Annotated in this window: 18 protein-coding genes and 4 pseudogenes; 11 read left to right on the forward strand and 11 right to left on the reverse strand. The window is 62.6% G+C overall.

Going from position 1 to position 24,262, the window contains the following annotated elements:
* Window positions 1-4 precede the first annotated feature (4 nt).
* Entirely contained in the window at window positions 5-3,688 is a 3,684-nt protein-coding gene (tssM, locus tag FVF58_RS39500) for a type VI secretion system membrane subunit TssM (protein WP_149675086.1), read from the forward strand.
* Window positions 3,685-4,371, forward strand: a complete 687-nt coding sequence (gene tagF / locus FVF58_RS39505; protein WP_149675087.1) for a type VI secretion system-associated protein TagF — start codon at window positions 3,685-3,687, stop codon at window positions 4,369-4,371. Before tssM ends, tagF begins: the two co-directional genes overlap by 4 nt.
* Before the next feature lie 64 nt (window positions 4,372-4,435).
* Here the strand turns inward: tagF and FVF58_RS39510 are convergent, their stop codons facing one another.
* From FVF58_RS39510 to FVF58_RS39525, 4 genes are read right to left on the reverse strand one after another with little or no spacing between them, the layout of a single operon-like run.
* Window positions 4,436-5,284, reverse strand: a complete 849-nt coding sequence (locus FVF58_RS39510; protein WP_149675088.1) for a PP2C family protein-serine/threonine phosphatase — start codon at window positions 5,282-5,284, stop codon at window positions 4,436-4,438.
* 58 nt (window positions 5,285-5,342) lie between these two features.
* Window positions 5,343-6,800 carry a serine/threonine-protein kinase gene (locus FVF58_RS39515; protein ID WP_149675089.1) on the reverse strand — a complete coding sequence of 486 codons (1,458 nt, stop codon included), beginning with the start codon at window positions 6,798-6,800 and terminating at the stop codon, window positions 5,343-5,345.
* Between the two features lie 11 nt (window positions 6,801-6,811).
* Window positions 6,812-7,690: a Tll0287-like domain-containing protein gene (locus FVF58_RS39520; RefSeq protein ID WP_149675090.1), complete on the reverse strand. Its 879-nt coding sequence runs from the start codon at window positions 7,688-7,690 to the stop codon at window positions 6,812-6,814.
* Window positions 7,687-8,610 (reverse strand): FecR family protein, encoded by a 924-nt coding sequence (locus tag FVF58_RS39525; RefSeq protein WP_149675091.1) that lies wholly within the window; start codon window positions 8,608-8,610, stop codon window positions 7,687-7,689. The genes FVF58_RS39520 and FVF58_RS39525 overlap by 4 nt, the downstream gene beginning before the upstream one ends.
* Window positions 8,611-8,924: 314 nt before the next feature.
* On the opposite strand from FVF58_RS39525, the gene FVF58_RS39530 reads away from it, so the two are divergent.
* The 3 genes from FVF58_RS39530 to FVF58_RS39540 are packed head-to-tail and all read left to right on the forward strand — an operon-like array spanning window position 8,925 to window position 11,310.
* Window positions 8,925-9,527 (forward strand): YceI family protein, encoded by a 603-nt coding sequence (locus FVF58_RS39530; protein ID WP_149675092.1) that lies wholly within the window; start codon window positions 8,925-8,927, stop codon window positions 9,525-9,527.
* Window positions 9,528-9,538: 11 nt separating this feature from the next.
* Window positions 9,539-9,757 carry a hypothetical protein gene (locus FVF58_RS39535; protein ID WP_149675093.1) on the forward strand — a complete coding sequence of 73 codons (219 nt, stop codon included), beginning with the start codon at window positions 9,539-9,541 and terminating at the stop codon, window positions 9,755-9,757.
* A 23-nt stretch (window positions 9,758-9,780) separates the two neighbouring features.
* Window positions 9,781-11,310, forward strand: a complete 1,530-nt coding sequence (locus FVF58_RS39540) for a phage tail family protein (protein ID WP_149675094.1) — start codon at window positions 9,781-9,783, stop codon at window positions 11,308-11,310.
* 198 nt (window positions 11,311-11,508) lie between these two features.
* Here the strand turns inward: FVF58_RS39540 and FVF58_RS39545 are convergent, their stop codons facing one another.
* The 3 genes from FVF58_RS39545 to FVF58_RS51870 form a co-directional block, all read right to left on the reverse strand.
* Entirely contained in the window at window positions 11,509-12,012 is a 504-nt protein-coding gene (locus FVF58_RS39545) for a lipocalin-like domain-containing protein (RefSeq protein WP_149675095.1), read from the reverse strand.
* A 602-nt stretch (window positions 12,013-12,614) separates the two neighbouring features.
* Window positions 12,615-14,273 carry an NRAMP family divalent metal transporter gene (locus FVF58_RS39550; protein WP_149675096.1) on the reverse strand — a complete coding sequence of 553 codons (1,659 nt, stop codon included), beginning with the start codon at window positions 14,271-14,273 and terminating at the stop codon, window positions 12,615-12,617.
* 117 nt (window positions 14,274-14,390) lie between these two features.
* Window positions 14,391-14,531, reverse strand: coding sequence for a hypothetical protein (locus FVF58_RS51870; protein ID WP_188131079.1), 141 nt, complete (start codon window positions 14,529-14,531; stop codon window positions 14,391-14,393).
* Between the two features lie 1,268 nt (window positions 14,532-15,799).
* On the opposite strand from FVF58_RS51870, the gene FVF58_RS51875 reads away from it, so the two are divergent.
* The 3 genes from FVF58_RS51875 (at window position 15,800) to FVF58_RS39565 (ending at window position 18,876) form a co-directional block, all read left to right on the forward strand.
* The gene (locus tag FVF58_RS51875; protein ID WP_188131080.1) at window positions 15,800-15,973 is read left to right on the forward strand and encodes a hypothetical protein; all 174 of its coding nucleotides are present in this window, start codon (window positions 15,800-15,802) and stop codon (window positions 15,971-15,973) included.
* A gap of 91 nt (window positions 15,974-16,064) precedes the next feature.
* Window positions 16,065-17,576, forward strand: a complete 1,512-nt coding sequence (locus FVF58_RS39560) for a carbohydrate porin (protein WP_149675098.1) — start codon at window positions 16,065-16,067, stop codon at window positions 17,574-17,576.
* A gap of 172 nt (window positions 17,577-17,748) precedes the next feature.
* Window positions 17,749-18,876 carry a VIT1/CCC1 transporter family protein gene (locus FVF58_RS39565; RefSeq protein ID WP_149675099.1) on the forward strand — a complete coding sequence of 376 codons (1,128 nt, stop codon included), beginning with the start codon at window positions 17,749-17,751 and terminating at the stop codon, window positions 18,874-18,876.
* Between the two features lie 134 nt (window positions 18,877-19,010).
* Here the strand turns inward: FVF58_RS39565 and FVF58_RS54960 are convergent.
* Both FVF58_RS54960 and FVF58_RS39570 read right to left on the reverse strand, forming a co-directional pair.
* Window positions 19,011-19,319: pseudogene (locus FVF58_RS54960) on the reverse strand (KUP/HAK/KT family potassium transporter); the annotation flags it as partial.
* Window positions 19,320-19,333: 14 nt separating this feature from the next.
* Complete coding sequence (locus FVF58_RS39570; RefSeq protein WP_149675100.1) at window positions 19,334-19,870, reverse strand: KUP/HAK/KT family potassium transporter; 537 nt, start codon at window positions 19,868-19,870, stop codon at window positions 19,334-19,336.
* Window positions 19,871-19,959: 89 nt separating this feature from the next.
* Here FVF58_RS39570 and FVF58_RS54965 point away from each other — a divergent pair.
* The 3 genes and pseudogenes from FVF58_RS54965 to FVF58_RS39585 all read left to right on the forward strand — a co-directional run.
* Window positions 19,960-20,205, forward strand: a pseudogene (locus FVF58_RS54965) (MBOAT family O-acyltransferase); the annotation flags it as partial.
* 306 nt (window positions 20,206-20,511) lie between these two features.
* A complete protein-coding gene (locus FVF58_RS39580; protein ID WP_149675101.1) occupies window positions 20,512-21,981 on the forward strand; it encodes an AMP-binding protein in 1,470 nt (489 codons plus the stop codon).
* A gap of 282 nt (window positions 21,982-22,263) precedes the next feature.
* Complete coding sequence (locus FVF58_RS39585) at window positions 22,264-22,824, forward strand: alpha-amylase family protein (RefSeq protein WP_342802435.1); 561 nt, start codon at window positions 22,264-22,266, stop codon at window positions 22,822-22,824.
* Between the two features lie 336 nt (window positions 22,825-23,160).
* Here the strand turns inward: FVF58_RS39585 and FVF58_RS39590 are convergent.
* Window positions 23,161-24,075, reverse strand: a pseudogene (locus FVF58_RS39590) (IS3 family transposase); the annotation flags it as partial.
* Window positions 24,076-24,078: 3 nt separating this feature from the next.
* Window positions 24,079-24,262: pseudogene (locus tag FVF58_RS52325) on the reverse strand (IS110 family transposase); the annotation flags it as partial.

Below are 24,262 nucleotides of genomic sequence, written 5' to 3' on the forward strand. Positions count from 1 at the left end.
TCGCATGAAAAAGCTTGCTGGTTGGATCAAGACGCCGCAAGGCCTCACGCTGGTCGGCGTTGCCGCACTCGCGCTGGTGCTGTGGTTCGAAGGGCCGCTGGTGGCGTTCAGCGGCAGCGTGCCGCTCGAAACCGATCGCAGCCGCTGGATCGCGGTTGCCTGCCTGCTGCTGGCGTGGGCGCTCGGCTGGTTCGTTCATTGGCTGTTGGCGCGGCTCGTCAATTTGCGCTTTGTCAGCGGCGTGGCGGCGCAGAACAGCGCGGCGACGACAGACGATAGTGGCGCGCTCGCCGCATCACGCGCCGCCAGCGCGGAAGTCGCGTTGCTGCGGCAGCGCTTCGAGCAGGCGCTCGCGGTATTGCGAAAGGCGCGCATGAAGGGCAGCTTCGGCAGCCAGTGGCTCTATCAGTTGCCGTGGTACATGTTCATCGGCGCGCCGGGCACCGGCAAGACCACCGCGTTACAGCATTCCGGCCTGCGCTTTCCGTTGCGCGACACGCTGGGCCAGGACGCGATCGGCGGCGTCGGTGGCACGCGTCACTGCGACTGGTGGTTCACCGACGAGGCCGTGCTGGTCGATACCGCCGGCCGCTACACGACCCAGGATAGTGATGCTCACGCCGACCAGTCCGCCTGGAACGGCTTCCTGAGCCTGTTGCGCAAGTATCGCCCGCGCTGTCCGCTGAACGGGATCATCGTGACTCTGTCCGCCGCGGACCTGGTGCAGCAGGACGACGCCGCGCGTGCCGCGCACGTGCGGCTGATCCGCGCCCGTCTGAGCGAACTGGCGGAGCGTCTGGGCACGCGCTTTCCGGTCTATCTGGTCGTGACGAAATGCGACCTGCTGGCGGGCTTCACGGAGTTCTTCGACGACCTCGGCCAGCACGAGCGCGAACAGGTGTGGGGGATCACGTTTCCGCTCGACGAAACCGGCCGTCCCGAGCAGGCGCTCGGCGCGTTTCCCGCCGGGTTCGACGCGTTGGGTGAACGGCTGCAGGCACGCGTGCTGGCCCGGATGCAGCGCGAGAGCGACGTGCGCCGACGCGCGCTGATCTACGGTTTTCCGCAGCAGTTTGCCGGTTTGCAGCCCGCGCTGCGCAGCTTCCTCGACGACACGTTCGGCGGTACCCGGTATGACGCGCCACCGATGTTGCGCGGCGTGTACTTCACGAGCGGCACCCAGCAGGGACGGCCGATCGATCGGGCCATCGGCGCGCTCGCGCAATCGCTCGGCCTGCGTCATGACGTCAGCGTCAATCAGGGCGCAGCCGGCCGCGCGTACTTCATCAAGCGGCTCATGAAGGACGTGATTTTCAGCGAGGCTGCGCTGGCGGGCGCGAACGCGCGCCTCGAACGGCTGCGCGCGTGGCTGCAACGCGGCGCGCTGGGTGTGATCGGCATCGTGCTGGCGCTCGCGCTGGCTGGCCTCGCGATCAGCTATCAACGCAACCGCGCGTATGTGGCCGAGTTCAATCAACAGATGACCCGGCTCCAGGGCCTCGCCCACAGCGCCGACGCGCAACGCGATCCGCTTGCGTTGCTGCCGTTGCTCGATGCCGCGCGCGATCTGCCCGGTGGTTATGCCGATGCGGGCAAGCCGGTGCCGTTGCTGACGCGGCTTTGGCTGTACCAGGGGGACAAGCTCGGCGCCCAGGCGCAGGTCACCTATCGCCGCCTGCTGAACGAGACGCTGCTGCCGCTGGTGGTGCAGCGTCTCGAAGCGCAGTTGCGGCGCGGCGCGGCGAACCCACAGGAATACCAGTATGAAGCGTTGCGCACCTACCTGATGCTCGGCGACCCGCAACACTACGACGCGAATACGGTACGCGCGTGGGTCGACCTTGATTGGCAGCGCGATGTCCTGCACGGTGCGAGCGCGGTACAACGCAATGCACTCGACGGCCATCTTGCGGCGCTGTTCGACAAGCGGCGTTTCGACCCGTCATTGCCGCTCGATCGCCACCTGATCGAACAGGCGCGTGCTTCGCTCGGCGAGTTGCCGCTGGAAGAGCGTCTGTCCAACCGCGTGCAGCGCGATCTCGAACAGGCGAACCTCACGCCGTTCAGCGTCAGCGCGGCAGCGGGCCCGAACGCGCCTTTGCTGCTGACACGCACGAGCGGCGCGCCGCTGACGGGCGGCGTACCGGGTGCGTACACGCGCAGCGGTTATGCACGGTTCGTGCAGCTACGCGAGGCGGCACTCGCGGACGTCGCCCGGGACGCCTGGGTGCTCGGCCGGCAAGAGGTCCCGCCGACGCCCGCAGGCACCGACGCATTGCGCGGCGCGCTCACCCAGCGCTATTTCGACGCCTATGACCACGCCTGGGATAGTCTGCTGGCGGACTTGAGCGTGGTGCCGTTTGCCAGCCTCGCCGATGGCGCGCGGATCGCCAACCAGCTGGCGGCTCACGATTCGCCGCTGCGCAATCTGATCGTGGCGGCGGCCCGCGAGACCACCTTGGCGGATGTCGGGGTGCAGGGACCGGCCATCGGGCAGCGTGTGCATGATGCGGCGACGGGTGCTGCAAGCAGCGCCATCGTCGGGAACAACGGCAAGGATGGGGCAGACGGTGCGTCGGGCACGACCCTCGCCGGCGCATTCGATGCCGCGCGCAAGCGCCTTGGCGCGGCGCTGGGCAACGCATCCGACACACAGCCAGCCGGTTCGGCAAGCCAGGCCTCGCTCCCCACGCCGGTCGACGCGCACTTCCAGACCTTGCACGAACTGGCCGGCAAAGCGGCTGCGGCGGCTAACGGCGACACGGCTGCTGCGGACAATGCATCCCTCGATCAGGCGGTTGCGCCGCTCAAGGACGCCGCCGTCTACCTCGAGGCAGCCGATGCGGCGCGCCGGCTCGGCCAACCGGCGCCGGCGGGCGACGCCCTGAGCAAGCTGAAGCTTGCGGGCCAGACGCAACCTGCGCCATTGACGGGGATTGCAGCAACGCTATCGGCGGCAGGCGGCGATCTGTTGCAAGGCGGCGAGCGCGCCCGGCTCAATGCACTATGGACTTCCAGCGTCGGACAACTGTGTCACAGCGCGCTGGACGGCCGCTATCCCTTGGTGCGGACTTCGACCCGCGATGCGGCTGCCGACGACTTCGGCAAGCTCTTCAGCCCGGGCGGGCTGATCGACGATTTTTTCCAGAAGAATCTCGCGAATCTCGTGGATTCGAGCACGCCGGTGTGGCAATGGCGCGCGGGCGCGGCGCCGCTTGGACTATCGCGTGATGTGCTGGCGCAATTCCAGCGCGCCGCGCAGATCCGCGATGCGTTTTTCCGTAACGGCGGGCGCGATGTGTCGATTCGCTTCGGCATCAAGCCGCTCTCACTCGACGCGTCGCTGACCCAGCTGACGCTCGACATCGACGGTCAGCAACTGGTGGTCACACACGACGCGCTGCAATCCGCACAATTTCAATGGCCGAGCGGCAAGAACACGGGCCGCGCGCAGTTGGACTTCACGCCGCCAGCGGGTCAACGCGCGTCGTTTGACGCAAGCGGCCCGTGGGCGCTCCTGCATCTCGTCGATGCGGGGCAACTGGAGACGACTGCGCAAGCAGACCATTTCCGGTTGACCTTCGATTCGGCAGGCCGCAAGGCGGTCGTCGAACTCGACGCGGCCAGCGTGGTGAATCCATTCAGGCGAGCCGCCCTCGAACAGTTTAGCTGTCCGACCCATCTATGAAGCGCGCACCGGGATTGGCAGGTTGCTTCGGCAAGGTGCGCTGCAACGGCGATTTTGTCACCAGGCACTTGCCGCCCGAGTTCGTCGAGCGTTGGGACATGATGTTGCAGGCAGGTGTTCTGCAAGGCCGGGGCGCGCTAGGTGACGATTGGTTGGGGGCCTACCTGAGCGCACCGCTGTGGTACTTCGTGCTTGGCGCTGACGTGATAGGTCCGACCGCGTGGGCCGGGGTGCTGATGCCTGGGGTGGACAGTGTCGGACGTCATTTCCCGCTGACGATCGCGGCGCCCCTGGATGCCTGCGTGCTTCCCACGTGGTTGGGCGAGGCGCGTCCCTGGTTCGTCCGCTGCGGTGAACTCGCGTTGGCCACACTGGGCAGCGGCACGCAGCTCGCGGAACTGGAAGCCGGACTCGCGGCGCTTGCGGATGGGACGGGTGAAGGCGATCTGCCTGACCGCTTGCCTCGCGATGCGGTGCTCTCGACCGTAGCGGATGCAATACGCGCTGGGACCGCTGGCAGCCGTGGGAACTGCGTCTGGTGGACTGACGGTGGCGAGACGCTCCCGCCGTCGATGCGCGGATGCGCGGGTCTTCCGGATGCGTTGCAGGTCGCTGGGCTGTTTGACGGCGGCACCACGGGTTGGCTATGGCATGGTTCGTGCCCGGGTGGCGCGCCCGAGTGACTATCGAGGTTCGCAGTAGGGGCGCGGCACGGTGAGAACGAGGCCTGCCAACAGCGTCAGGGATTCAGATGCCACCGGCCGCCTCATTGTCATAGCAGGCCACCACCGCCGTCACGTTATCTTTTCCGCCAGCATCGAGCGCGAGTTCGACCAGCCGCCGGCAGGCCACCTCCAGCGTATCGACGCTCACCGCTGCCAGCACCGCTTCGATCTCATGATGCGGCACTTCGCCGTATAAGCCGTCGCTGCATAGCAGATAACGATCGCCCGGCGCCCAGGGATGAGTCTCCACCACCGGCGCCACCGCCGGCAGCGGACCGAGGGCCTGAAGCAACACATTGCGCGGCGGCAAGCGGTCGATGTTGCCGAAGTCGAGTGCCTGCTGGTAAAGCGTCTGGTCTCGCGATAGCTGCAGCAGCGCGCCGTCGCGATAGCGGTACAGGCGGCTGTCGCCGACCTGAAACGCCACCAGCAGATCCGATGCCGGAGGTTGCCAGAGCCCGGTCACCGTTGTGCCCATGCCGCGCTCGAGCGCGCCAGGCTCACGCGTATTCAGCGCATAGAGCGTGGCATTTGCCTGATCGAGCGCATCGAGCAGAGTGCGTATCGCGTCGAGCGCGTCGTCGTGAACCGTGGCGTCAGGATCGCCGGCAGTGATCGGGCCAGCGCTTGCGCGCGGTGTTGCGGCGCAGGCGGCGCTAACGGTTGCGGCGATGCGTTGCAAAGCGGTCTCGCTGGCGAGTGCGCCGTCCGCGTGACCGCCCATGCCATCGGCGATCGCGATCAGGCCGAGCACCGGGTCGATCAGAAAATGGTCTTCGTTGGCCCGACGCACTCGCCCTGGATCGGACAAGCCGCACGCCGTGCAATGGTTGAAGCGGTGCAGCGTGGGCGACAGTGTGGCGGAAGGCATGCGCGGTTCTCCTGCGGGCCGCCGTCGACGAGACGCGGCCGGTTGGTTCGGTATGGATTCAGTCCGTTCTCAATCCGGTGACGCGCAGGAAACTGGCGCGATCGTGATCGTTGGAAATCGCGTCGGCGAGCCGCTGTTGCAGCATCCGCAGATCGAGCGCGCGTGGGGCTTCCCGTTTTACGATGAGGTGTGCAATCGGTCCGAGATAGACCGCCAGTTGCAGCGCGGCGGCGCGGATCTGCTCCGGTGTCAGCGACGTGGCTGGCGCTGAGCCACTCATTGAAGTCCCGTCGCGCGGCGCGGCCGGCGGCTGCGAAGGTCGCTGGCTCGTATCGGTGCGCAGGCTACCGTGGGAAGCGTCTTCCGCAAGCATGCTGAGGGCATCGGCGAACTGCTTGCGGCCCTTGTCGGAAGGAATGTGCGGAACTAGCAGCGCGCTCAGCGTCGGCAAGTCCGCGGCTCTGGCTGCCGCGCGGGCGACCAGCAGACGCGCGACCGGGCCGACCTGTGCGGCGAGCGACGCTTGAACCGCGGCGAGATCGCCAGCGGGCCAAACGGTGGGGAGTTTTTCGACCGTCGCGGGCGCAGGCGGCGGCCGGAAAGCCGACGAAGCGGTCCCGCCAGCGGCCGCCGCCATCAACACCGTGCGGTCATCCTCTGCGAATGTCGAATGGGTCGAATGGGATGACACGCCGTTGAGCGCCTCGACCAAGGCCGCCCGCAGTTCGGCCGGCGTCTGGTAGCGCGCGGCCCGCTCCTTCGACAGTGCGCGCATCAGCACCGCGTCGAGCGCGGCGGGCAGGGCTGGATTGCGTTGCGTGGGGCGCGGCGGCGTAGCGCGCAGCACCTGCTGCATCACCGACGCGGGCGGTCCCGCAAACGGCCGCTGGCCGGTCAGCATCTGGTACAGCACCACCGCTGCAGAGAACAGGTCCGAGCGGCCATCCACCGAGTCGCCGCAGAACTGTTCCGGCGCCATGTAGCTCGGCGTGCCCACCACCGAGCCGACCACGGTCAGCGTCGACGATTCGATATGGGCGATGCCGAAATCCGTGACTTTCAGTTGACCGCGTGTGGTGACGAGCAGGTTGGCGGGCTTGATGTCGCGATGCACGACGCCGTGCTCATGTGCGTAGGCCAGTGCGGCAAGCAGTTGTGTGAACCAGTCGAGCGCGGTGTGAAGATCGAGCGGCTCGCCTGCGCGGAGGAAGGCTTCGAGGCTGCGCCCGTCGACGTATTCCATCGCGATGTAGGCCGTGCCGTCAGCTTCGCCGTAGTCGTAGACCGCGACGATGTTCGGGTGCGACAGGCGCCCCGCAGCTTGCGCCTCGTTGCGAAATCGCGCCATCAGGCTTGCGCGCTCGCCGCTGTCGAACAGTTCGTTGCGGATCGTCTTCAAGGCGACGCGGCGCTCGATATGCGGATCGAACGCGCGATACACGACACCCATCGCGCCGGCGCCGAGCGTCGTTTCGACCCGGTATTTGCCGAGCGACGTGATAGGAGCGGAATCCATCGTGTGGTCCGTCAGCTCTCGATCATCCGGAATGCCTCGACGAGGCTGGTCTTCATCCGCGCAAACGAGGCCGCCAGCGAGGCGATCTCGTCATGCCCGCGTTCGACGAAATCCGCGCCGTCGAGCTTGCCGAGACTGACTTCGTCGGCGGCTTGCGAGAGCGCGCGAATTCTCCGCGTGACGAGCAGATGAACCATGACGTTCAGCGCAATCAGGACGCTACCGAACACGGCGAGCAGCGACATCAGGAACGTGCGCAGCACGCCGTGACTGCGGGCGATCGGCAGCGACATCGGCACTGAGACGAAATCCGCCCCGATGGTTTCATGCAGCGGCCAGTTGAAGCCGTTATTCGGGCCGTATTTGTCGAGCAAGGTCTTGGGCGCAGCGGACGGTACGCTGTGGCATTCCATGCAGGCCGCGTCGTTGATCCGGTTGGGGCGCGCGATATACAGATTCGGACCGCTCGGCGTGTCGCGCAGGCCCACCACTTCCTTGAGTTCAGGCTTGTCGTGCAGCCGGCGGATCACGTCGGTCTCCCAGTCGGTCGGCCGGTCGCGCGGGTTGGTGGGATTGAGCATGGTCGAGCGGTACGAATAGCCGGCCAGGTGCTTTTCCAGCGACATCAGGGTCTCGACCGCGGAAAAGGCCGGCACGGACTGCGGCACGAAGCTGTACTTCAGCTGCGTTTGCAGCAGGGGCGTGACCTGGGCGGCGGTGTAGTTTTGCGAGGCGCTGGCTGCTTCCATCAGGACTCGTGCGTTCTGCACGGTCTCTTCGACCGCGGCGCGCTGCAACAGGTCGTTCGCGACCCAGCCGGCGCCGACGAAACCGGCCGCGAATATGCCGAGAAAAACCAGGTTGAACTTGACGCTCAGCGACAGTCTCATGACTCCTCCGCGGACGGACGTGGAGCACGCGGCCGCTGGGGCGGCAAGGGCGGCGGCGGGTAAAGGACAGGGCGCCATTCGGGCAACGCGTGCAGATTGAGGCGGATCTGGGTGCGAAACGGCTCGGTATGGATGAGCCCGCGAAACCTCGACACGAAGGTGTGGCGCACCGGCAAGCTGCAAGCGAGCCAGTCGGCCAGATCCGCATAAGCAACCGGTCTGCCCTGCAGCGGTGTAACGGGTTTCGCCGGGTTATGCGCCGCAGGCGGAGTCAGCGGCGCGAGCGGGTCGCGAAACGGGAGCGGCAGTTGACTCACGAATGCCGTCGCAGGACGAGCGGATAGCACAGGCGGCTTGCCGGGCTCGCGTTCGAGGTAACCGTCGGCGGCGATGGTCTGCGGCGCGTCCCGGCCTTCGGGCAAGGTCACCATGGCGCTGCCGGTTTCGACAAACAGGGCGCTCGACGTACCGGCAGCGTGGACCGCGCTCGAACCTTGCCGCAACGCGATGTGTATCGATGACGTATCTAGCAGCAGAGGTCCGGGGCCGCCAGCGCCGGATCGGGACAGCTTGATCCACCCCGCCAATAGGGACAGCGAGGGTAGGCCGGCAGCGTCTTCGCCGTGAGGCGGCGCGTCGATCGAGAGCCGCGTCAGCGGGCCGAGCGCCACCAGCGTGCCGTTGGCATCTTCCAGTTGGGCGCCTGACTGGGCGTTCGTCGTGAGGAGGTCGCCGGGTTGCGTGGCGAGCGGCGCGTCTACCGCGAACACGGAGGTGCCCCGGATCAGCGTCACAGAGCCCTCCGGCAACAGCAACAACGCCGAGGCATGCGTGAACGGCGTGACGCACAGGCATACAGCGATGGTGCCGCGCCGCAGCCATGCGGCGATGCGTGACGTTGCGCGTTGCGGAAGGTTCATCGCCGCCGCTCCTCGATATGAGTGGGATCACGTCGAGAACAGCCAGAGCGGGGCTTCTATTCCATCGAAAATATTTTTATCGATGCGTGGAACAAGCACGCAGGCTCGGCTGTTTTCGGCAGGACGGGATCGGGCAGCGGAGTATCCGGCACGGTTGCGCGGACTCCATCGCTGTGCGAACTCGTTTCGCTCGCGTTAGTTTCGCAAGCTTTCAATGCGTGATCGGCGCGACATGGAACGGTACATATTCAGGATAGCGATCTATTCATTCAGGCGCGACCCGGGTCGCCAAACAACTTTAAGGAAGATATACGATGCGTCACTCCATTCTCCATGTTGCGGCCGCCGCGCTCTGCCTGGCCGCTACGTCGACTTATGCCGCGTGGCACGTCGACAGTTCCCAGTCGACCATTTCCTTTGTGACAGCCAAGGCAGGTGCGCCAGGCGTTGGCGGGATCGAAGAGGTGCAGACGTTCAAACAGGTGGGCGGCTCGGTCGGTGACGATGGCAAGCTCCGGTTCGACGTCGATCTCGCCAGCGTCGAGACCAATATCCCGTTGCGCAACGATCGCCTGAAAGATCTGTTGTTCAAAGTGGCGGACTATCCGCAGGCGGTGTTCACCGGGGCAGTCGATGTTCACCGCTTCGATGCGCTGCGTGTGGGTGCGAACGCCGATATCGAACTGACCGGCCAACTGACCCTATCCGGACAGAGCAAGCCGCTAAGCGCCAATCTGCGCGTCGTCAAGCTCGCATCAAACGCGTTGCTGGTCGGCACGCGCACACCCATTGTCGTGAATCTGAAGGATTATGGCCTGCAGGACGGTGTGGAAGCCCTGCGCTCGCTGATGAACCTGAATGTGTTGACAAGCTCGGCGCCGGTCAGTTTTTCGGTGGTGCTGCGCTCCGGCAACTGAAACAGGCGCGCATGCAGCGGCACACGGGCGATCTGGCCACGGTCGATTCGCCTGGTGCCTTCGGCGTCCCTTTCTACGAGGCGGACCCACTGCTTGCGAGCGGCGCCGCCGTGCCGAACACCTTCCTTGCCGATACCGCGACAACGCTGCATGGGCCGGCTGGTCGCAACTTCGCGCCGTTGGTGAACCAGCCGCCGCCGCAGCGCAAGCCTGGCTTTTTATTGCAGTAACCCATTGCCCCAGGAGAGCTTCGATGCCTTCCAATAGTTCGACTTTGCAGCAACTCGTTCGTTACGAAACGTGGATGAAGGACACTGCGCTGACCATTCAGCCACGCGATGCCCTGCTCAAGGCGCTGGACGAGCAGATCCTCCAGTACCAGCGCAACCCGACCGTCTATCGCTTCTTCGAGGTACAAACTCATTTCAAGGCGTGGAAGGACGGCAAAGGTGCGGGCAACGCGTGGAAGAAAGACCCCCGCAATCACAAGCAGTGCTTCACGCGGCTCGATGAGCAGCTGAGAGGATTGGGGGATACCGATGTCGCGATGGGCGCGCAGAATTTTATGGCGCCCGCCTTGATCAATTCGAGGCTCGGGGTGTTGTATCTGTTTGCCAATACGTCGATCGAGGACAGTATCTTCCAGGTGGTCCTCGAAGGAGCATTCGACGTCACGACGGCAGGACTGGGGACCGCGCCGGACAGCAATACGGCGGCGTCGCGTGCATCCGACGTATTGGGCCTGGCGCAGAAGCCCGCCGGGATGGCGGCGGCCAAAGTCCAGGACAAGGTGACCCAGCATTTCGGCAAAAAAGTGGTCCCCGCAAGTCAATTGACCTCGGGCCCAACCCCGCCCATGCCCACCGACAGTGCCTTGCGACGGCTGTACGAGGCGATCCGCGCCAAAATCCACGACGCGGCGACGCGGCTCTGGGCCATGATCTGCGACAAGATCGCCGATATCCGCAAGGACCCCGGTGGCACCGCCCTGGATGTTCTGCCGGGGATGCTGCGCAAGCTCGTGAACTTCCTGTGCGGCAAGCTGTTCGCGGCTGCGGCTCCGTTTATCGGCGCGGGTCTGGATCTGGCCAAGGGTATTGCCAACACCATCGATGCCAGCATCACCAAATACCGCGAATGGGTCGCGGGGCGCGACGTTCAGATTCTGACCGGACATCCGGGCACGATCGTCGAGGCGATCCGGCGGTCGATGTCGCTGAGCGTGGGCGAGGGCGTCTATGACATGGTCAAGGGCGGGGCAAGTCTCGGCATTCAGATCGCGTCGCAAGGCGCCGCTTCGATCGTCAGCGCGGTCGTATCGATTCTCGAAACGCTGGCGAAGACCATCTGGAAGATCGTCGAAATCGTCCGCATGAAGATGTTTTTCAGTCAGGCGCAAACGCATTGGCAAGCGCGCTATCAGCGTGATGCGCTGCATACGCAGCCGATTGCCTTCAACAACTGGTTCAAGCGTTACTCGGTTTCGATTCCCGCGTTATCGGTTTTAGCGCTGAACTCCGGCATCTGCGGCGACAAGATGCATTTTCTGGCGATGTACAAGGACGATGAAGCGGTGATCAGCCAGTCCGAGTTTACGGCCGGATGCCGCTACGTGGATGGCCTGAAGATTTGGGGGACGAGCTATCTGAACGACGCGGGATTCAGCTTCGCGTCCGAAGACAAGGTGGTGCAGGGTCTGCTCAAGCTGGCGCAAAGCCATACGGAGGAACAGAGCAAACGGGCCAAGGCATGGCAGGCAACGCTGGGGTTTCTGAATGGCTGACGAACCTGACGATTCACGCCGCCGTTTGCCTTCGCGACACTTCGGCTGTCACTCGACTTCGTGAAGCCGTCCGCGCTCGATGCGTTGCTGCCGACGCCATGGGGGCGCAGAACAGACGATCGAGTTCGTCTTGACGGCGCTCGCTTTTTTCGGACACTTGTTTTCCGGAACGGCGGCGACGGTGTGGACGCACGTTGCTTACTTCATCCGTTGCCACGAAACTTTCGATGCCCCATAGCCGAAGCTCCCGGGCGTGACGTAGGTCAGCCGGTCGCCATCAAGGGTAAATGGACGCCGTTGAACATCGCCGTCCCAATTCGGAAAGGTACTGTTGTGGATGTGGAAAACAATCACTTGTCCGGCAGGGTCGACGGTATACGTGCCGAAATGTGCGAAGCTCCCCTGGACGATGCGCTGGTTCTCCTCGGCACTACCCGTTAGCCGGCTATCTCCCGCGAATTTCGGTAGATCTGCGCGAAGTCCGACCAGGACGTAGCGGCCGTCGCTGCCGAAAATGAGTTGGCCCTGCGGATGCGGACCAAGTACCTCGACTTCGCTACCGCTTTTGACGACGGTCAACGAGACCAAAGACCATGAACCTGCCAGGCCAGACGCCGCCTGGGCAAGGGTCTTTGGTGCGGGCAGGCATAGGGTAAGGGCCGCCAGCGCGGCGGCGGGCAGGGTTTGGAGTAGGGGCTTCATGGTGTTCTCCAACGCACGAGAGGCGCGATTGTGCCAATATGAAACACCGAAACATCTCTGTGCACCATTCCAGGTGCGCTCGAACTCGCCAGGGTACAACTGATTTCTCCAGCGCGACGTGATTCTTGCTCCGCAGGTATGCGCTATCGCCGCTGCGCCGGAGAGGAACCACGCAGGTCGCCTTTATCGGAGCCGTTCTCTTATAACGTCGGCGTACGTACGATGCATGGTTCGCACTCGCCCCCCAGAAGATACGCTTGTAGGATAGCTTTCTCGGCCACGACTTCCAACGAACTTCGATGCCGGAATGAGTGGCGCGCAGACTAGCTTGAACGTTTACCGCCTGGGCCGTCCCGATAACTTTCGAACGTCGCATTCCCTTGAGTTTTATACCCCACTGGCAAAGGCCGCGAGCAGTCGCAAGATGAAATCAGGCGTCGCGTTGATTGATTCGATTCGTGCCTGCGAGGGCACACCTGATGTCGAGACGAGCGAACTACGTTGTGCGCACAAGGCCCTTTGAAGTCGGCACGCAAAATGGCGAGTCATCTTGCGTGCTTCGTCTACTGCCAACCTGCCTGGCAGCGGGCGACGCGACTCTCTTACTGCAGCAGGGTCATCTGGACGACCTTGACGATCACCAAGGCAACCGCCACGACGAGATAGCCGCGCAGCACGCCCATCCAGACGCGGTTGGACAGCGTCAGCCTGGGTGGGGGCAATTCGTCCAAGGGTGGCATACGCCACGTGTCGCGCGCCACCTTGGGATAGACCACCCCGTGGTCATGCTCGGCCCCTGTTGCTGGTTCCTGGCGGAACTTGCGCAACAAAATTGTTCCAGCAAAGCCCGCAACGGCGAGCAACGTCCCCCCGCCGAGTATCTGAAGAATGGTCCGACCGGCGATGTCCGGGTACATGACGGACGCGGTGAGGATGATCGACAGCATCACCAGTACCCAAACGACCGCGCCGGTAAACAGGTTCAGCGTCCTGGAGTTGGCCCAGGGTCCCAGTACGGCCTTATCGTTGCACAACAGCAGCAAAAACACCGTGGCGCTCGGCAACAGTACGCCGGCAAGCGTCTGCACCGCTTCGGTCAGCAGTCCAAGCGGGCTGCCCGGAATCAGCACCAGAGCGGCAGCGGCAGCAACAATGCCGAAGTAGACCAGATAAAAGCCTTTTGCATCCGACACGTTACGGTGCAGCGAATGGCGAATCTTGAACACGTCGCCGATGGCATACGCGGTCGACAGCGATACCGCCGCCGCGCCGATGATACAGGCATCCAGCAGCGCCACGGCGAAGAGCACGGCGCTCGTGCGTCCCGCGTATTTTTCCAGGCCGGCGATGACGCCACCCGCGTCCGTAAAGTTGCTGAATTCGGGCCTGCCGGCGAACAGCGCGGCGCAGAACGAAATCATCGCTACCGCCCCAATCATCACGAACACGATACCGATCCACAGGTCGGCCTTCTCGTACTTCATGAAGCGCGGCGTGATGCGCTTGTCGACAATGTAGCTCTGCTGGAAGAACAGCTGCCATGGCGCAACGGTGGTGCCGACGATGCCGATGACGAGCAGCATGACGTCACTGAGCTTCGAGTGAGTGGGCCAGTTCGGAAGAAGGAGATCGCGCGTCATTTGCGCAACCGGCGGGTGAATCGACACCAGAACGGGCACCAGCAAGAGGCTCAACACACAGAGCACCACAGCAAAGCGTTCGAAGCGCCGGAAATTTCCTGTACTGACGGCGGCCATCGTCAGCGCCGCGGCAATGCAGACGCCGGCAATCTTCGAGACACCGAAGAAGTCGAGGACAAACGTGATGCCGATGAACTCGGTCACAATCGTCAGCGCGTTGAGAATGAACAGGTCGATGACGCTGAATGCACCCCAGAATTTACCGAAGCGCTCGAAGATGAGACGCGCGTGACCGACGCCGGTTACCGCGCCGAGGCGCAGCACCATTTCCTGGTTGACGAAGAGAACCGGCACCAGCAGCAAAAGGGTCCACAGCAGCGTGGTCCCATAGTTCTGTCCTGCCTGGGTGTACGTGCCAAAGGCACCCGCATCGTTGTCGCCGACCATCACGATGAGGCCGGGACCGAGAATGGCCAGAAGAGTGCGAAAGCGCGCCCACCAAGTCGCGCGTGGGGCGGTGTCATGGTGCGCGATGGTGCCGAAAGCGCCCTTGATGTCGCCAATGTGGGCGTCATCGAGCACAGCCGTGCGTGGTGGTGAAACGTGCGATGGAGTGGACATTTTGTTTTTTCCCCGAGCATGGGTTATTGAAACGAAAATGCGCGACCCCGGCATACGGAAGAGCGTGATTCATCGGGAACAACGACGTCGCTTTCGCATGGCCGGAGGGCGCGGGGCTTACGAAACGAGCGCCTTGAGACGCTGCCAGAATGCGGCACATTTGTGCGGTTCGCGGGCGTGCAACGCAAGCATGGCGTCGTAGTAGACGCGCGATTCGCGGATGTGCGGCAGTTGCGGCAGGAGGAGGCCGAAGTTCATGATATTTCTCCGAGCGTCGGGCATGACGCGGTTCGCGGAAAGCCAGCAGACTCGGAGCGCGAGCGCATGATGCACAAGCGACGGGGCGGTCTACTCGCTTCCCTCAGGTAAGGGCGAAGTGAGGCGGCATATGGGGTAACTATCACTGTCCGGCATGGCGGCTCCTTATCGGCGTCTGGTTCGCACGTCTGTTACACGCGTCTGCTACGCGCGTCTGTTACACGCGTGTTCGTCCACGCGCTCGTTTGCGCGAGTAATTCGAATGGGCGCAAACGAACGCGGCCGCGAGTTGACGCTCGCGACGCGTGCCATGCGGACGCGCGTTATCGGCGCGTCCAGATGGCGCTAATCAGGGTGCACGGGGAGAAACTGCGGCGCGCACCGCCTGCCTGCTGGCAGGACGGCGGCGAAAGAAGGGAGCGCGGACGTCCTGCCAGTCAGGCAGTAAAACTGTTCGAAAGTCGACTACTGCAGGTGTCCAAGGCAAAGGCCCCTTTTTGTGAAGACCCTAAATTTTAGGCGCGTGAAGAAATGGAAGTCAACACGATTCGTTAAGCAGAGCCAATATAATTTTCGGTTCTCTGTTCAACGCGGTGGGAGCGGCCGGTATGCCACCGGAGTCTTTCAGAACATCAGACTTGAAAGGCATGCGAAAGCGTTTGCGGGCTGATACGAATGCGACTCGCCATTGTTTGTCATTCAGATCTGTCAGGTGATGCAGAGCCCAATGCTCCGATGATTTTTTGCTTGCAAGTCCGTGCGCGGGCCGAATACAATCCGCCCCGTCTCATTCAAGGAGTCCTTCGTGGACACATGTTCTGGTAGTGGAAGTTCGATGCCGGCTGGCGCCGGCGATGCAACCGCGAGCTAGCGACCGCAGGACCACTCCTTCGCCGCTAACTCGCCTTGTTCGGGTTAGCGCGCTTCATCACTGACCGGCTGTTTGCCGGTCTGTCAGCAGCACGCTTCCTCTGTTCGACCGCCTTTCGCAAGTTCGCTTGCGAGACGCAGTCACGTCTTCATACGTCGCCCGACCATGTCGGGCCGGGCTGGACGGGAGTGAGCCTATGTTCATCAAATCATGTGTTAGCTGCTTCAGGAGTGCGGCTCGCGATAAGTGGTCCCCGTGGATTGCTGGCTGTGCGGCCCGGGTGGGCTTCCTCGTCGCGCCATCCATTGATCGGGTGACCGTCAGAAGTGCCGGTTGGCTTAGCTATCCCGTCGGCACCCGTAGGGACGCAATCAGCCAACTGCGTCGTGTTGGGAAGATGGTTGCGCGCGCGGCGCTGCGGGCTGCCTATGCAGGCCGCCCACTCACGCCTGGCGGCTACGCGATTCTGGCGCTCACGCTTGGCGCTATCGCGCTGGTCGCGGCGCTATCCGTCTCGTCCACAGGCGACGAACTGGGCCGTGCGTTACGGCTGAGCTGGTGGTTTTCCTGAGCGAGGCGTGGCGTTCACGGTAGCGCCACATTCCGCGTCATATCCATCAACGAGAAGACCCGTGTGCAAAACGAACTTGCGCCCCTCTGCCATGAAAAAAGGACTTAAAACCAGATTGCTGCTCTCCAGCGCTCCGGCCGGACTGACCCTCCTGCTGTCTTTCGGTATCATGCCGACCGCTTTGGCCCAGGCGAGCGGGGAGGCAGTCCCGGTCGCAAACTCGGCCCCGGCTGAAGCACCATCTCCGTCGAAACCTGCACCCGGCAACGACGGGGCGAACGCGGACCAGACGCCAGCCGCGCCAACGGGTTTCTGGGACCGTTCAAACCTGTTGGGAGCCATGGGCGGGCTGCGACCGTGGTTAGGCAAATACGGTGTGAGCGTCAGCCTGCAGGAAACCAGCGAATACCTGAACAATCTTTCAGGTGGCGTAAAGCGCGGCGGCGCCTACGACGGGCTGACCCAGTTGGCGATCAACGCCGACCTGGAGAGAGCCGTTGGTCTGCCGGGTGGCACGTTCAACGTGTCCGGTCTGCAAATTCACGGCGCCAGTCTGACCCAGCGTAACCTGCTCACCTTGCAGAGCGCGAGCGGCATCGAAGCCGACAGCACCACGCGGCTGTGGGAGCTCTGGTATCAACAATCCGTGCTCGCAGGCAAGGCCGATCTGAAGGTAGGCCAGCAGAGTCTCGATCAGGAGTTCATGGTGAGCCAGTACGCCGCCCCTTTCATGAACGCGACATTCGGCTGGCCGGTTCTGCCCTCGGTCAACATGCCGGCGGGTGGCCCGGCCTATCCGCTTTCGTCACTGGGTGTGCGCCTGCGCGCCAGACCGTCTGACGCATGGACGGTGCTGGCCGGCGTTTTCGACGGCAATCCGGCTGGCGGCGATGCCGGGGACCCGCAGAAACTGAATCGCCACGGCACCAATTTCAACCTGGGCAACGGCGCACTCTTGATCGGTGAAATACAGTACGCGATCAACCAGCGGTCGGCCGACGCTTCCGCGCCCCAACCGGCGGCCCTCCCTGGCACGTACAAACTGGGTTTCTGGTACAACACCGAACGCTTCGCAGACCAGCAATTCGACAACACCGGCCTCTCGCTCGCCAATCCGGCAAGCACGCGTATGCCGCAGAGTCACCGGGGCAACTATAGTCTCTACGCCGTTGCCGACCAGATGGTCTGGCGCGCGAGCGCGGATAGCCCACAGTCGGTCGGCGTGTTTGCCAGAGTCATGGGAGCGCCAGGCGACCGCAACCTGGTCGATGTGGGCGTGAACGCCGGCATGACACTGAAGGCGCCGTTTCGGGGGCGCGATAATGACGTCGTCGGGCTGGCCGTGGGCTATGCGAAGATTGGCTCGCATTCGCGCGGACTCGATAGCGACACGGGCGCGCTTACCACGCCGGGGTACCCGGTGCGCAGCGCTGAAACTATCATCGAAGCAACCTATCTGTATCAGGTCACGCCATGGTGGCAGTTGCAGGCCGACTTCCAGTACGCGTTCCGGCCCGCGGGCGGCATTCCCGATCCGGGGAATCCGTCACAGCGTGTGGGCAATGAAGCGGTGGCGGGTGTGCGTACCAATATCGTGTTCTGAAAAGTTTTAACCACCTGCGACGGTGTATGCAAGCCAGCATGTGGGGCCAACCCCAAATCGGCATGAGAACTGTTGACGTTCTCGGTTAAGGCGCGTTTTAGGGGCTTTGTGTTTCAGGTCCCCGGATCCATTACGCTTCGCGTTCCAGAGAAAAACAGACAGGTGCTTCACCATGGCATCGAAACACGAAATAAAGCGGTTCAGGGCGAACCTCTCCGATGAACTTCATAGTGCCGCGTTGTACGAAACGCTCGCGAAAGTCGAGGAAGATGAAACCCGCAAGCAGGTGTATAGCGACCTGGCCAAATCAGAGCGCGAGCATGCGCAGGTGTGGGCCGAAAAGCTGAGAGTCAACGGCGTCCGTCCGAAGGGGAGCGGGCAGGCTGTCAAAACGCGCCTGATGCGGACCTTGGTCCATTTTTTCGGCGCGGGTTTTGTATTGCCCACGCTTGCCGCGGCCGAGTACGCAGACCGGAATAAATATCACGGGCAACCGGATGCGGGGCGCATGTCTGCCGACGAGCATCACCACGCCGCAGTGGTCCAGACGCTGGCTCGTGGCGGCGACCCGGACATGTCGCAAGGTGCGCGCATCGCCGCAGCGGAGTCATGGCACAAGGGGGTGGCGTCGGGGAACGACCTGCGCGCGGCAGTGCTTGGCGCAAACGATGGACTGGTCTCCAACTTCTGTCTGATCATGGGCGTCGCGGGTGCGGGCACGGGCAACAAGGCAATCCTGTTGACGGGGCTCGCCGGGTTGATTGCCGGCGCGTGCTCGATGGCGCTCGGTGAGTGGCTTTCAGTGACCAACGCGCGGGAGTTGGCCAGCACCCAGATTGCAAAAGAAGCCGACGAGTTGGAGACTTCGCCCGAGGCCGAAGAGCATGAGTTGGCGCTGATTTATCGCGCGAAGGGGCTCGAAGCCGGTGAAGCGAAGCGCGTGGCATCGCAGATAATGCGTGACAAGGACAAGGCCCTTGATACGTTGACACGGGAGGAGCTGGGACTGGACCCGGCGGAGCTGGGCGGCAATCCGTGGTCGGCTGCTGGCGTCTCCTTCTGCCTGTTCTCGGTCGGCGCCATTTTTCCCGTCATGCCGTTCTTATGGACGCGTGGATTCAGCGCCATCGCGCAGTGTATTGTTTTGAGCGCTCTTGCTCTGGCGTCCATCGGAGTCTTCACGTCACTTTTCAACGGAAGAAGTGCGGCTTTCTCTGCATTGCGCCAGGTTGCTATCGGCCTGATCGCTGCAGGTTTCACGTTCGGTGTTGGGCGGCTCCTGGGCGTGTCGGTCTCGTAGTGCCTGTCCATCCGCAGGCGTGATTTCCAGCTTGCACCACTGAAAACGGCCGGGTCTTCAGAGGTTGAACTGGCCGCCCATTTCCACAACACGGTTTGCAGGCAGGCTGTAATACTCCGCCGCCTGCGCCGCGTTTCTCGCAAGAAAATGTGGACAACTTCTCGCGCCATAGCGGCATGGCTTTGCTTGCGCCGGTGGCCATAATCGTATCGCGCGCCAGGAGGAACGACGTGTCTGCGGCCTCGTAACCTCGTAATGCCAGTCAGGCATCTGTTTCGCGCAAGCTCAAGAATCGCCGGGACGTTGGGAGTCTCCATGAAGCCATGGTGAACCGTGACGGCATAGCATCCGTGCCCCAGGGCGACGACGACGGTTTTCTTTTCGTCCGGTACGTAGGGAACGTTGTCCGTCGTGCCGGCAAGAAAGATGTTGACCTGATGCATGACCCCGTTTTGTTTCAGGGATGCAGAAAGGCGGTCGGTGCCATGTCTACTACGCCAACGGGAAACACCGCGGTGCCGTTGACACGAGGCGGCGAGTGAGCGCCGTCGCACAGGGAGTGAATCAATGGTGCCAGAGGCAGGTTGTCACTCTTCATGCGCTCAACGACTGTCTCGCGCCCCCTATCCCACGTGGTCATCACGGTGAACAGCGTGCCACCGGCGAGAAGAGGGAACCAGCCGCCTTCAAGATGCTCGAAACGAACATCGCGTCGACCAGAGCCAACGGCCCTAACCGCCAGCGTAGCGAGCGGCTTCCAGTTCCACAGGCAGTGGCTGATGAAGTACATCAGCAAAGTCGTCAGCAGCATCGTCGATGCGACCGCAATGCCATAGGCTGCTGCCAGATTGTCGGATGACCTGGAGAGGACGACGAGAAACACTGCTGCGGCGTAAAGCGAAACATTGATGAACGGTACGTAGACCTGTGAACTGTTGATTTGCATCGAGCGGAACTTCACCAATTGCTCCCGCGTCCGGTGCAGTGCCAGCATTGCTTACTGCATATACGCGCGCAGTCATTTTACTTGGGCAATCGGCTCGTCGACTCGACAATCTGCCGATTGGCGCGACGGTCTTTACGATGGGTCTCGCCAAGAAACTGCTGTTCGCCGACACGATCGCCCCGTATGCCGATGCCGGTTTCGCCGCCCCGTACGAACTGCAAGGGTTCGCCGCGTGGGGCACCTGCGCCGCCTACGCGTTGCAACTGTATTTCGACTTCTCCGGCTACTCGGACATGGCGGTTGGTCTCGCCAAGATGTTCGGCGTGCGCTTTCCGCTGAACTTCAATTCGCCATTCAAAGCCGCGAGCATGATCGATTTCTGGCAGCGCTGGCATATGTCGCTGACTCGCTATCTCACCGCCTATCTGTACTATCCGCTCGCCATGCGGATCAATCGTCACCGCGCTGCTCGCGGCAAACCGGTAGGGCGGCTCGCGCAACGCTCGCCGGGCGGGTTTGCATCGACAGTGGCCGTACCGACCTTCTATACGATGGCGCTCGCCGGCATCTGGCACGGCGCCGGCCTGCAGTATCTGGTTTATGGATTGCTTGCACGCAGCGTATCTGACGGTCAATCACGCCTACCGTGCGTGGCAAGGAAGCAGCGCTCCAACGGCCGCTGCAAAAACATGCGATTCGATCTTGCCACAAGCCATTTTGTCGACGCGGACGTGGACCCTGACGCATTCGCGGTTATCGGCTCTGAGCGCAATCTAAGCTGGCGTGAACTGGCCAACGCGTCCGAAGCGTGGTGCGAGGCAGCACGCGCGAAGGGTTTCGCCGCCGACGTGCCCGTTATCGTGCGAGGCGACAAGGAAGCGGAATTCGTGGTAGCGATGGTCGGTGCGCTGATGTTAGGCGCACCGTACGTGCCGATAGACACGGTCTATCCCGACGAACGCATGCAGCGGATCGCGCGGACGCTGGACGCGCATGCGTACTACGACACGCGCACCCGTGCTTTCGTACCACTGCGTGACGGCATGGCGCCGAACGCGCTGCGCGAAACGCACCTCGCCTACATCATGTTCACGTCGGGTACGACCGGCGAACCTAAGGGCGTGCAGATCGGCCGGGAAAGCGTGAATGCGCTGATTGACTGGATGCACCATTTCAAATTGGGGACGGCGCCCGTTTTTCTCAATCTGGTGCCATTCAGCTTCGATGTCTCGATGTATGAAGTTTTCGGCATGCTCTCGTCTGGCGGCACTGTGGTGCTGACAGAACGATCGCCACTGGAATCGGGTGCGTCACCGGTTGTGCGTGCCGCTGAGCATAACGTGACGACGTGGGTGTCGACCCCTTCATTCGCACAGCGGCAACTACTCGATTCCCGATTTTCGGCGCAAGGGTTGCCGACCCTGCGCACGTTCCTGTTTTGTGGCGAAGTGCTGCCGGTGGGGCTTGTCCGGGCGCTGCGCACGCGCTTTCCCGATGTGCGCCTGATCAATACCTACGGTCCGACCGAGGCCACGGTGGCGACCACATGGATCGTCATCGACGATGAAGTGCTTGCCCGCCACTCGCCGTTGCCGATCGGGTATGCAAACCGCGAGGGCCAGGTGTTTGTCGACGATGACGAACTATGCATCGTCGGGCCACATGTGATGCGCGGCTACCTGAACCGCGACGATCTGAACGCCACACGCATGTTCACCCGCAATGGCATGCGAGGTTTTCGCACAGGCGATCTCGGCTCCGCTGGCGATGACGGTTTGCTCTTCTGCCATGGGCGCATCGACGATCAGGTGAAGCTGACCGGCTACCGGATCGAGTTGATGGAGATCGACGCCGCGCTGTGCGAGTTGCCCGGTGACGCGCCAGCGGCCGCCGTGCCGCTGCGGCGGCCGGATGGCTCGGTTGCGCGGATTGTCGGCTTTGTCGAAACAGGCGAGGGCGACTGGCGTTTGCCGGACGCGCTGCGCGACTGGCAGGCGCGGCTGGCCGAACGGTTGCCGTCTTACATGATTCCTTCCGAACTGATTGGATGCCGGGCATTGCCGGTGTCGGCCAACTTCAAGATCGACCGTGCGCGGCTTGCAGAGGACTATCGTGGAGGTCATTTCAAAGCCGTCACCCATGCTGCCCAGCCGGAGTAGCCGGGTCGACCGCGCGCGTCGTCGTGTTCTTGCCGGCGCATTGATGGCAATGTTGACGGAAGGCTGTTCACTACAATCCCAAGATGGCGCCGCCACGCTGGCTCAAGGCGTAGTCTGGCAGATCGACGCGGATCACATTGATCCGCACGGGCAGTGGGACGAGCTCGGCGTGCGCGATCTGCTCGTGCAATGGACTGCCGTCGACGACGTGTCCTTTCTGGCGGGCGCCGGGATACCGGCCGCGCAACGGCTGCCCGACTGGCCGCGCATCGCGAAAGAGCCGTGGGCGAGCAACGTGATCGTCGGACTGGGGGGCGATTCGACGAAACGGCAGCGCGCGCGCAGGTTGTTCAATTGGTCGAGCAGTCGCTCAAGCTTGCCGCCGCGTGGCCACCGGTGCATATCGACGGATGGTACTTTCCGGTCGAGGTGGATCCAACGTGGAAAGATGCGGGCAGGCTGGGCCCACTGCTGGGGCACTTGCCGAGACCGCTATGGATCAGCGTCTACGACAACTCGAATATTGGTGGAAGAGCGCTCGCCAACTGGCTCGATAGCTGGCTGCCCCGCGATATCGGGGTGTTCTTTCAGGACGGTTGTGGCGTGTATGCGCGCGGTCCGGTAGCGGCACGTGAATATGCGGATGCGTTGTCCGCGAAGCTTGGTCCGCATCGTGTCCGGATTATTGCGGAGGCGTTCCGCCCCGCGCCAGGCGGGCATTATCGTGCTGCCAGCGCGGCGGAGTTGGCGCCGCAACTGGCCGCGTATCACTGCTATCGGACCTATTTGTTTGACGGGCCGCATTACGTGCCGGCCGATGTGGTTCGGGCTCTGATGCGATGAATGCTCTTTGCCGTGAAAGCCAGGACACGAAGTGTTTGTTACGTTGTGCGGCGATGGCAAGCCCCTCGCTTCAATGCGCCACCAACACATCAATGTGATCACACCGTTTCGACAGCAGGGCATGTCGACTGCCATGGTAGAGAAAAACATCGCGGAGCTGCGAAACAGCCTTGGGCGCAACATGCCGGCTGCCCGCGTTACCTTTTCCAGTTCCGCAACCAGGCGCCGGACCTGCCTCGTGGTCAGACTGAGCCGTTCCACAGCAGCCAGCCAGGAGCCGGAAACCAGACATTTCTAATGAGCCAGAAGGGGGTGCGGCGGATAAGTTGGACTGGTTTATGTACCGATACCGAGACGTTCCCGGTATTCTGAGGGACTGAGTGAGCCAAGCGATAGCTTGATTCGCTTGTCGTTGTACCAACGTATATACGAGCCAACCACTTCGATGAACTGCTCAATCGTCGTCGCTTGCCAGTTCCGAGGATAGAACAGCTCCGTTTTCAAACGTCCGAAGAAGCCCTCGCAGGCCGCATTGTCAGGCGAGCAACCTTTGCGTGACATCGAGCGAATCAGCTTTGCATCCCCAATTCGTGAGAGCCAGCCGGGCCAGCGATAATGAGCGCCCCGGTCAGAGTGAACAACAGGCCTGTCGACGCTATCGGCCACCGTTTCAACAGCAGCATCCAGCATCGTGTTGACGAGTTCCGCATCTGGATGCGTGCCGATTGACCAGCTGACGACCAATCCATCGAAGCAGTCGATTACCGGCGATAGATACACTTTTCCGGCCGGAATCTGGAATTCTGTGATGTCGGTAAGCCACTTTTTATTAGGTGCATTGGCACGGAAGTCGCGGTTGATGAGGTTCTCAGGCGCCGGGCTTATTTCTCCTTGATAGGAGCCATAGCGGCGTCGCTTCGTCGTCACGCTCAGGCTTTCCTGTCGCATCAAACGCCGCACAACCTTCTCCGAGAGGAAGACGTCCTGCCTACCCAGCGCGGCCTGTATCCGACGATAGCCATAGCAACGGTAATTGAGATCAAAGATCTCTGTGATGGCACCGCGCGCAGCAGCGTACTTGTCAGATACTTGTAATCTTGCCCGGTGATAAAAATAGGAACTGCGGGCAAGGTCGAGCTCAGACAATAGATCTGGGAGTGCGTAGGTTTGCTTCAGGGCATCAACCAGCGACATCTTTTCCCGATTGCTCAGGAGTCGCAGGTCGACGCCCAGGCCTTTCCTGAGAAACTCGATCTATTCAGATGGCTTTTCCTGAAGGACATAACCCATCGATTCGGCTCGTCGGCTGAGATTCTTCAGGACCCGTTGTCGGTAGCGCTCTTCGTAATATTCGGCGCCGGGATCAACGTACTCCATCCCGTAGCGCAACGTGTTGTAGAACAACACTGCTACCTTGCGAGCCGTCGCAGTGACAGCC

The sequence above is a fragment of the Paraburkholderia panacisoli genome, assembly GCF_008369935.1.
GTDB lineage: Bacteria > Pseudomonadota > Gammaproteobacteria > Burkholderiales > Burkholderiaceae > Paraburkholderia > Paraburkholderia panacisoli.

Bases quoted from the DNA above. Each gene is read 5' to 3' on its own strand.
- tssM (WP_149675086.1), top strand. From the start codon at position 5: ATGAAAAAGCTTGCTGGTTGGATCAAGACGCCGCAAGGCCTCACGCTG.
- tagF (WP_149675087.1), top strand. From the start codon at position 3,685: ATGAAGCGCGCACCGGGATTGGCAGGTTGCTTCGGCAAGGTGCGCTGC.
- FVF58_RS39510 (WP_149675088.1), bottom strand. From the start codon at position 5,284: ATGCCTTCCGCCACACTGTCGCCCACGCTGCACCGCTTCAACCATTGC.
- FVF58_RS39515 (WP_149675089.1), bottom strand. From the start codon at position 6,800: ATGGATTCCGCTCCTATCACGTCGCTCGGCAAATACCGGGTCGAAACG.
- FVF58_RS39520 (WP_149675090.1), bottom strand. From the start codon at position 7,690: ATGAGACTGTCGCTGAGCGTCAAGTTCAACCTGGTTTTTCTCGGCATA.
- FVF58_RS39525 (WP_149675091.1), bottom strand. From the start codon at position 8,610: ATGAACCTTCCGCAACGCGCAACGTCACGCATCGCCGCATGGCTGCGG.
- FVF58_RS39530 (WP_149675092.1), top strand. From the start codon at position 8,925: ATGCGTCACTCCATTCTCCATGTTGCGGCCGCCGCGCTCTGCCTGGCC.
- FVF58_RS39535 (WP_149675093.1), top strand. From the start codon at position 9,539: ATGCAGCGGCACACGGGCGATCTGGCCACGGTCGATTCGCCTGGTGCC.
- FVF58_RS39540 (WP_149675094.1), top strand. From the start codon at position 9,781: ATGCCTTCCAATAGTTCGACTTTGCAGCAACTCGTTCGTTACGAAACG.
- FVF58_RS39545 (WP_149675095.1), bottom strand. From the start codon at position 12,012: ATGAAGCCCCTACTCCAAACCCTGCCCGCCGCCGCGCTGGCGGCCCTT.
- FVF58_RS39550 (WP_149675096.1), bottom strand. From the start codon at position 14,273: ATGTCCACTCCATCGCACGTTTCACCACCACGCACGGCTGTGCTCGAT.
- FVF58_RS51870 (WP_188131079.1), bottom strand. From the start codon at position 14,531: ATGAACTTCGGCCTCCTCCTGCCGCAACTGCCGCACATCCGCGAATCG.
- FVF58_RS51875 (WP_188131080.1), top strand. From the start codon at position 15,800: ATGGTTGCGCGCGCGGCGCTGCGGGCTGCCTATGCAGGCCGCCCACTC.
- FVF58_RS39560 (WP_149675098.1), top strand. From the start codon at position 16,065: ATGAAAAAAGGACTTAAAACCAGATTGCTGCTCTCCAGCGCTCCGGCC.
- FVF58_RS39565 (WP_149675099.1), top strand. From the start codon at position 17,749: ATGGCATCGAAACACGAAATAAAGCGGTTCAGGGCGAACCTCTCCGAT.
- FVF58_RS39570 (WP_149675100.1), bottom strand. From the start codon at position 19,870: ATGCTGGCACTGCACCGGACGCGGGAGCAATTGGTGAAGTTCCGCTCG.
- FVF58_RS39580 (WP_149675101.1), top strand. From the start codon at position 20,512: ATGCGATTCGATCTTGCCACAAGCCATTTTGTCGACGCGGACGTGGAC.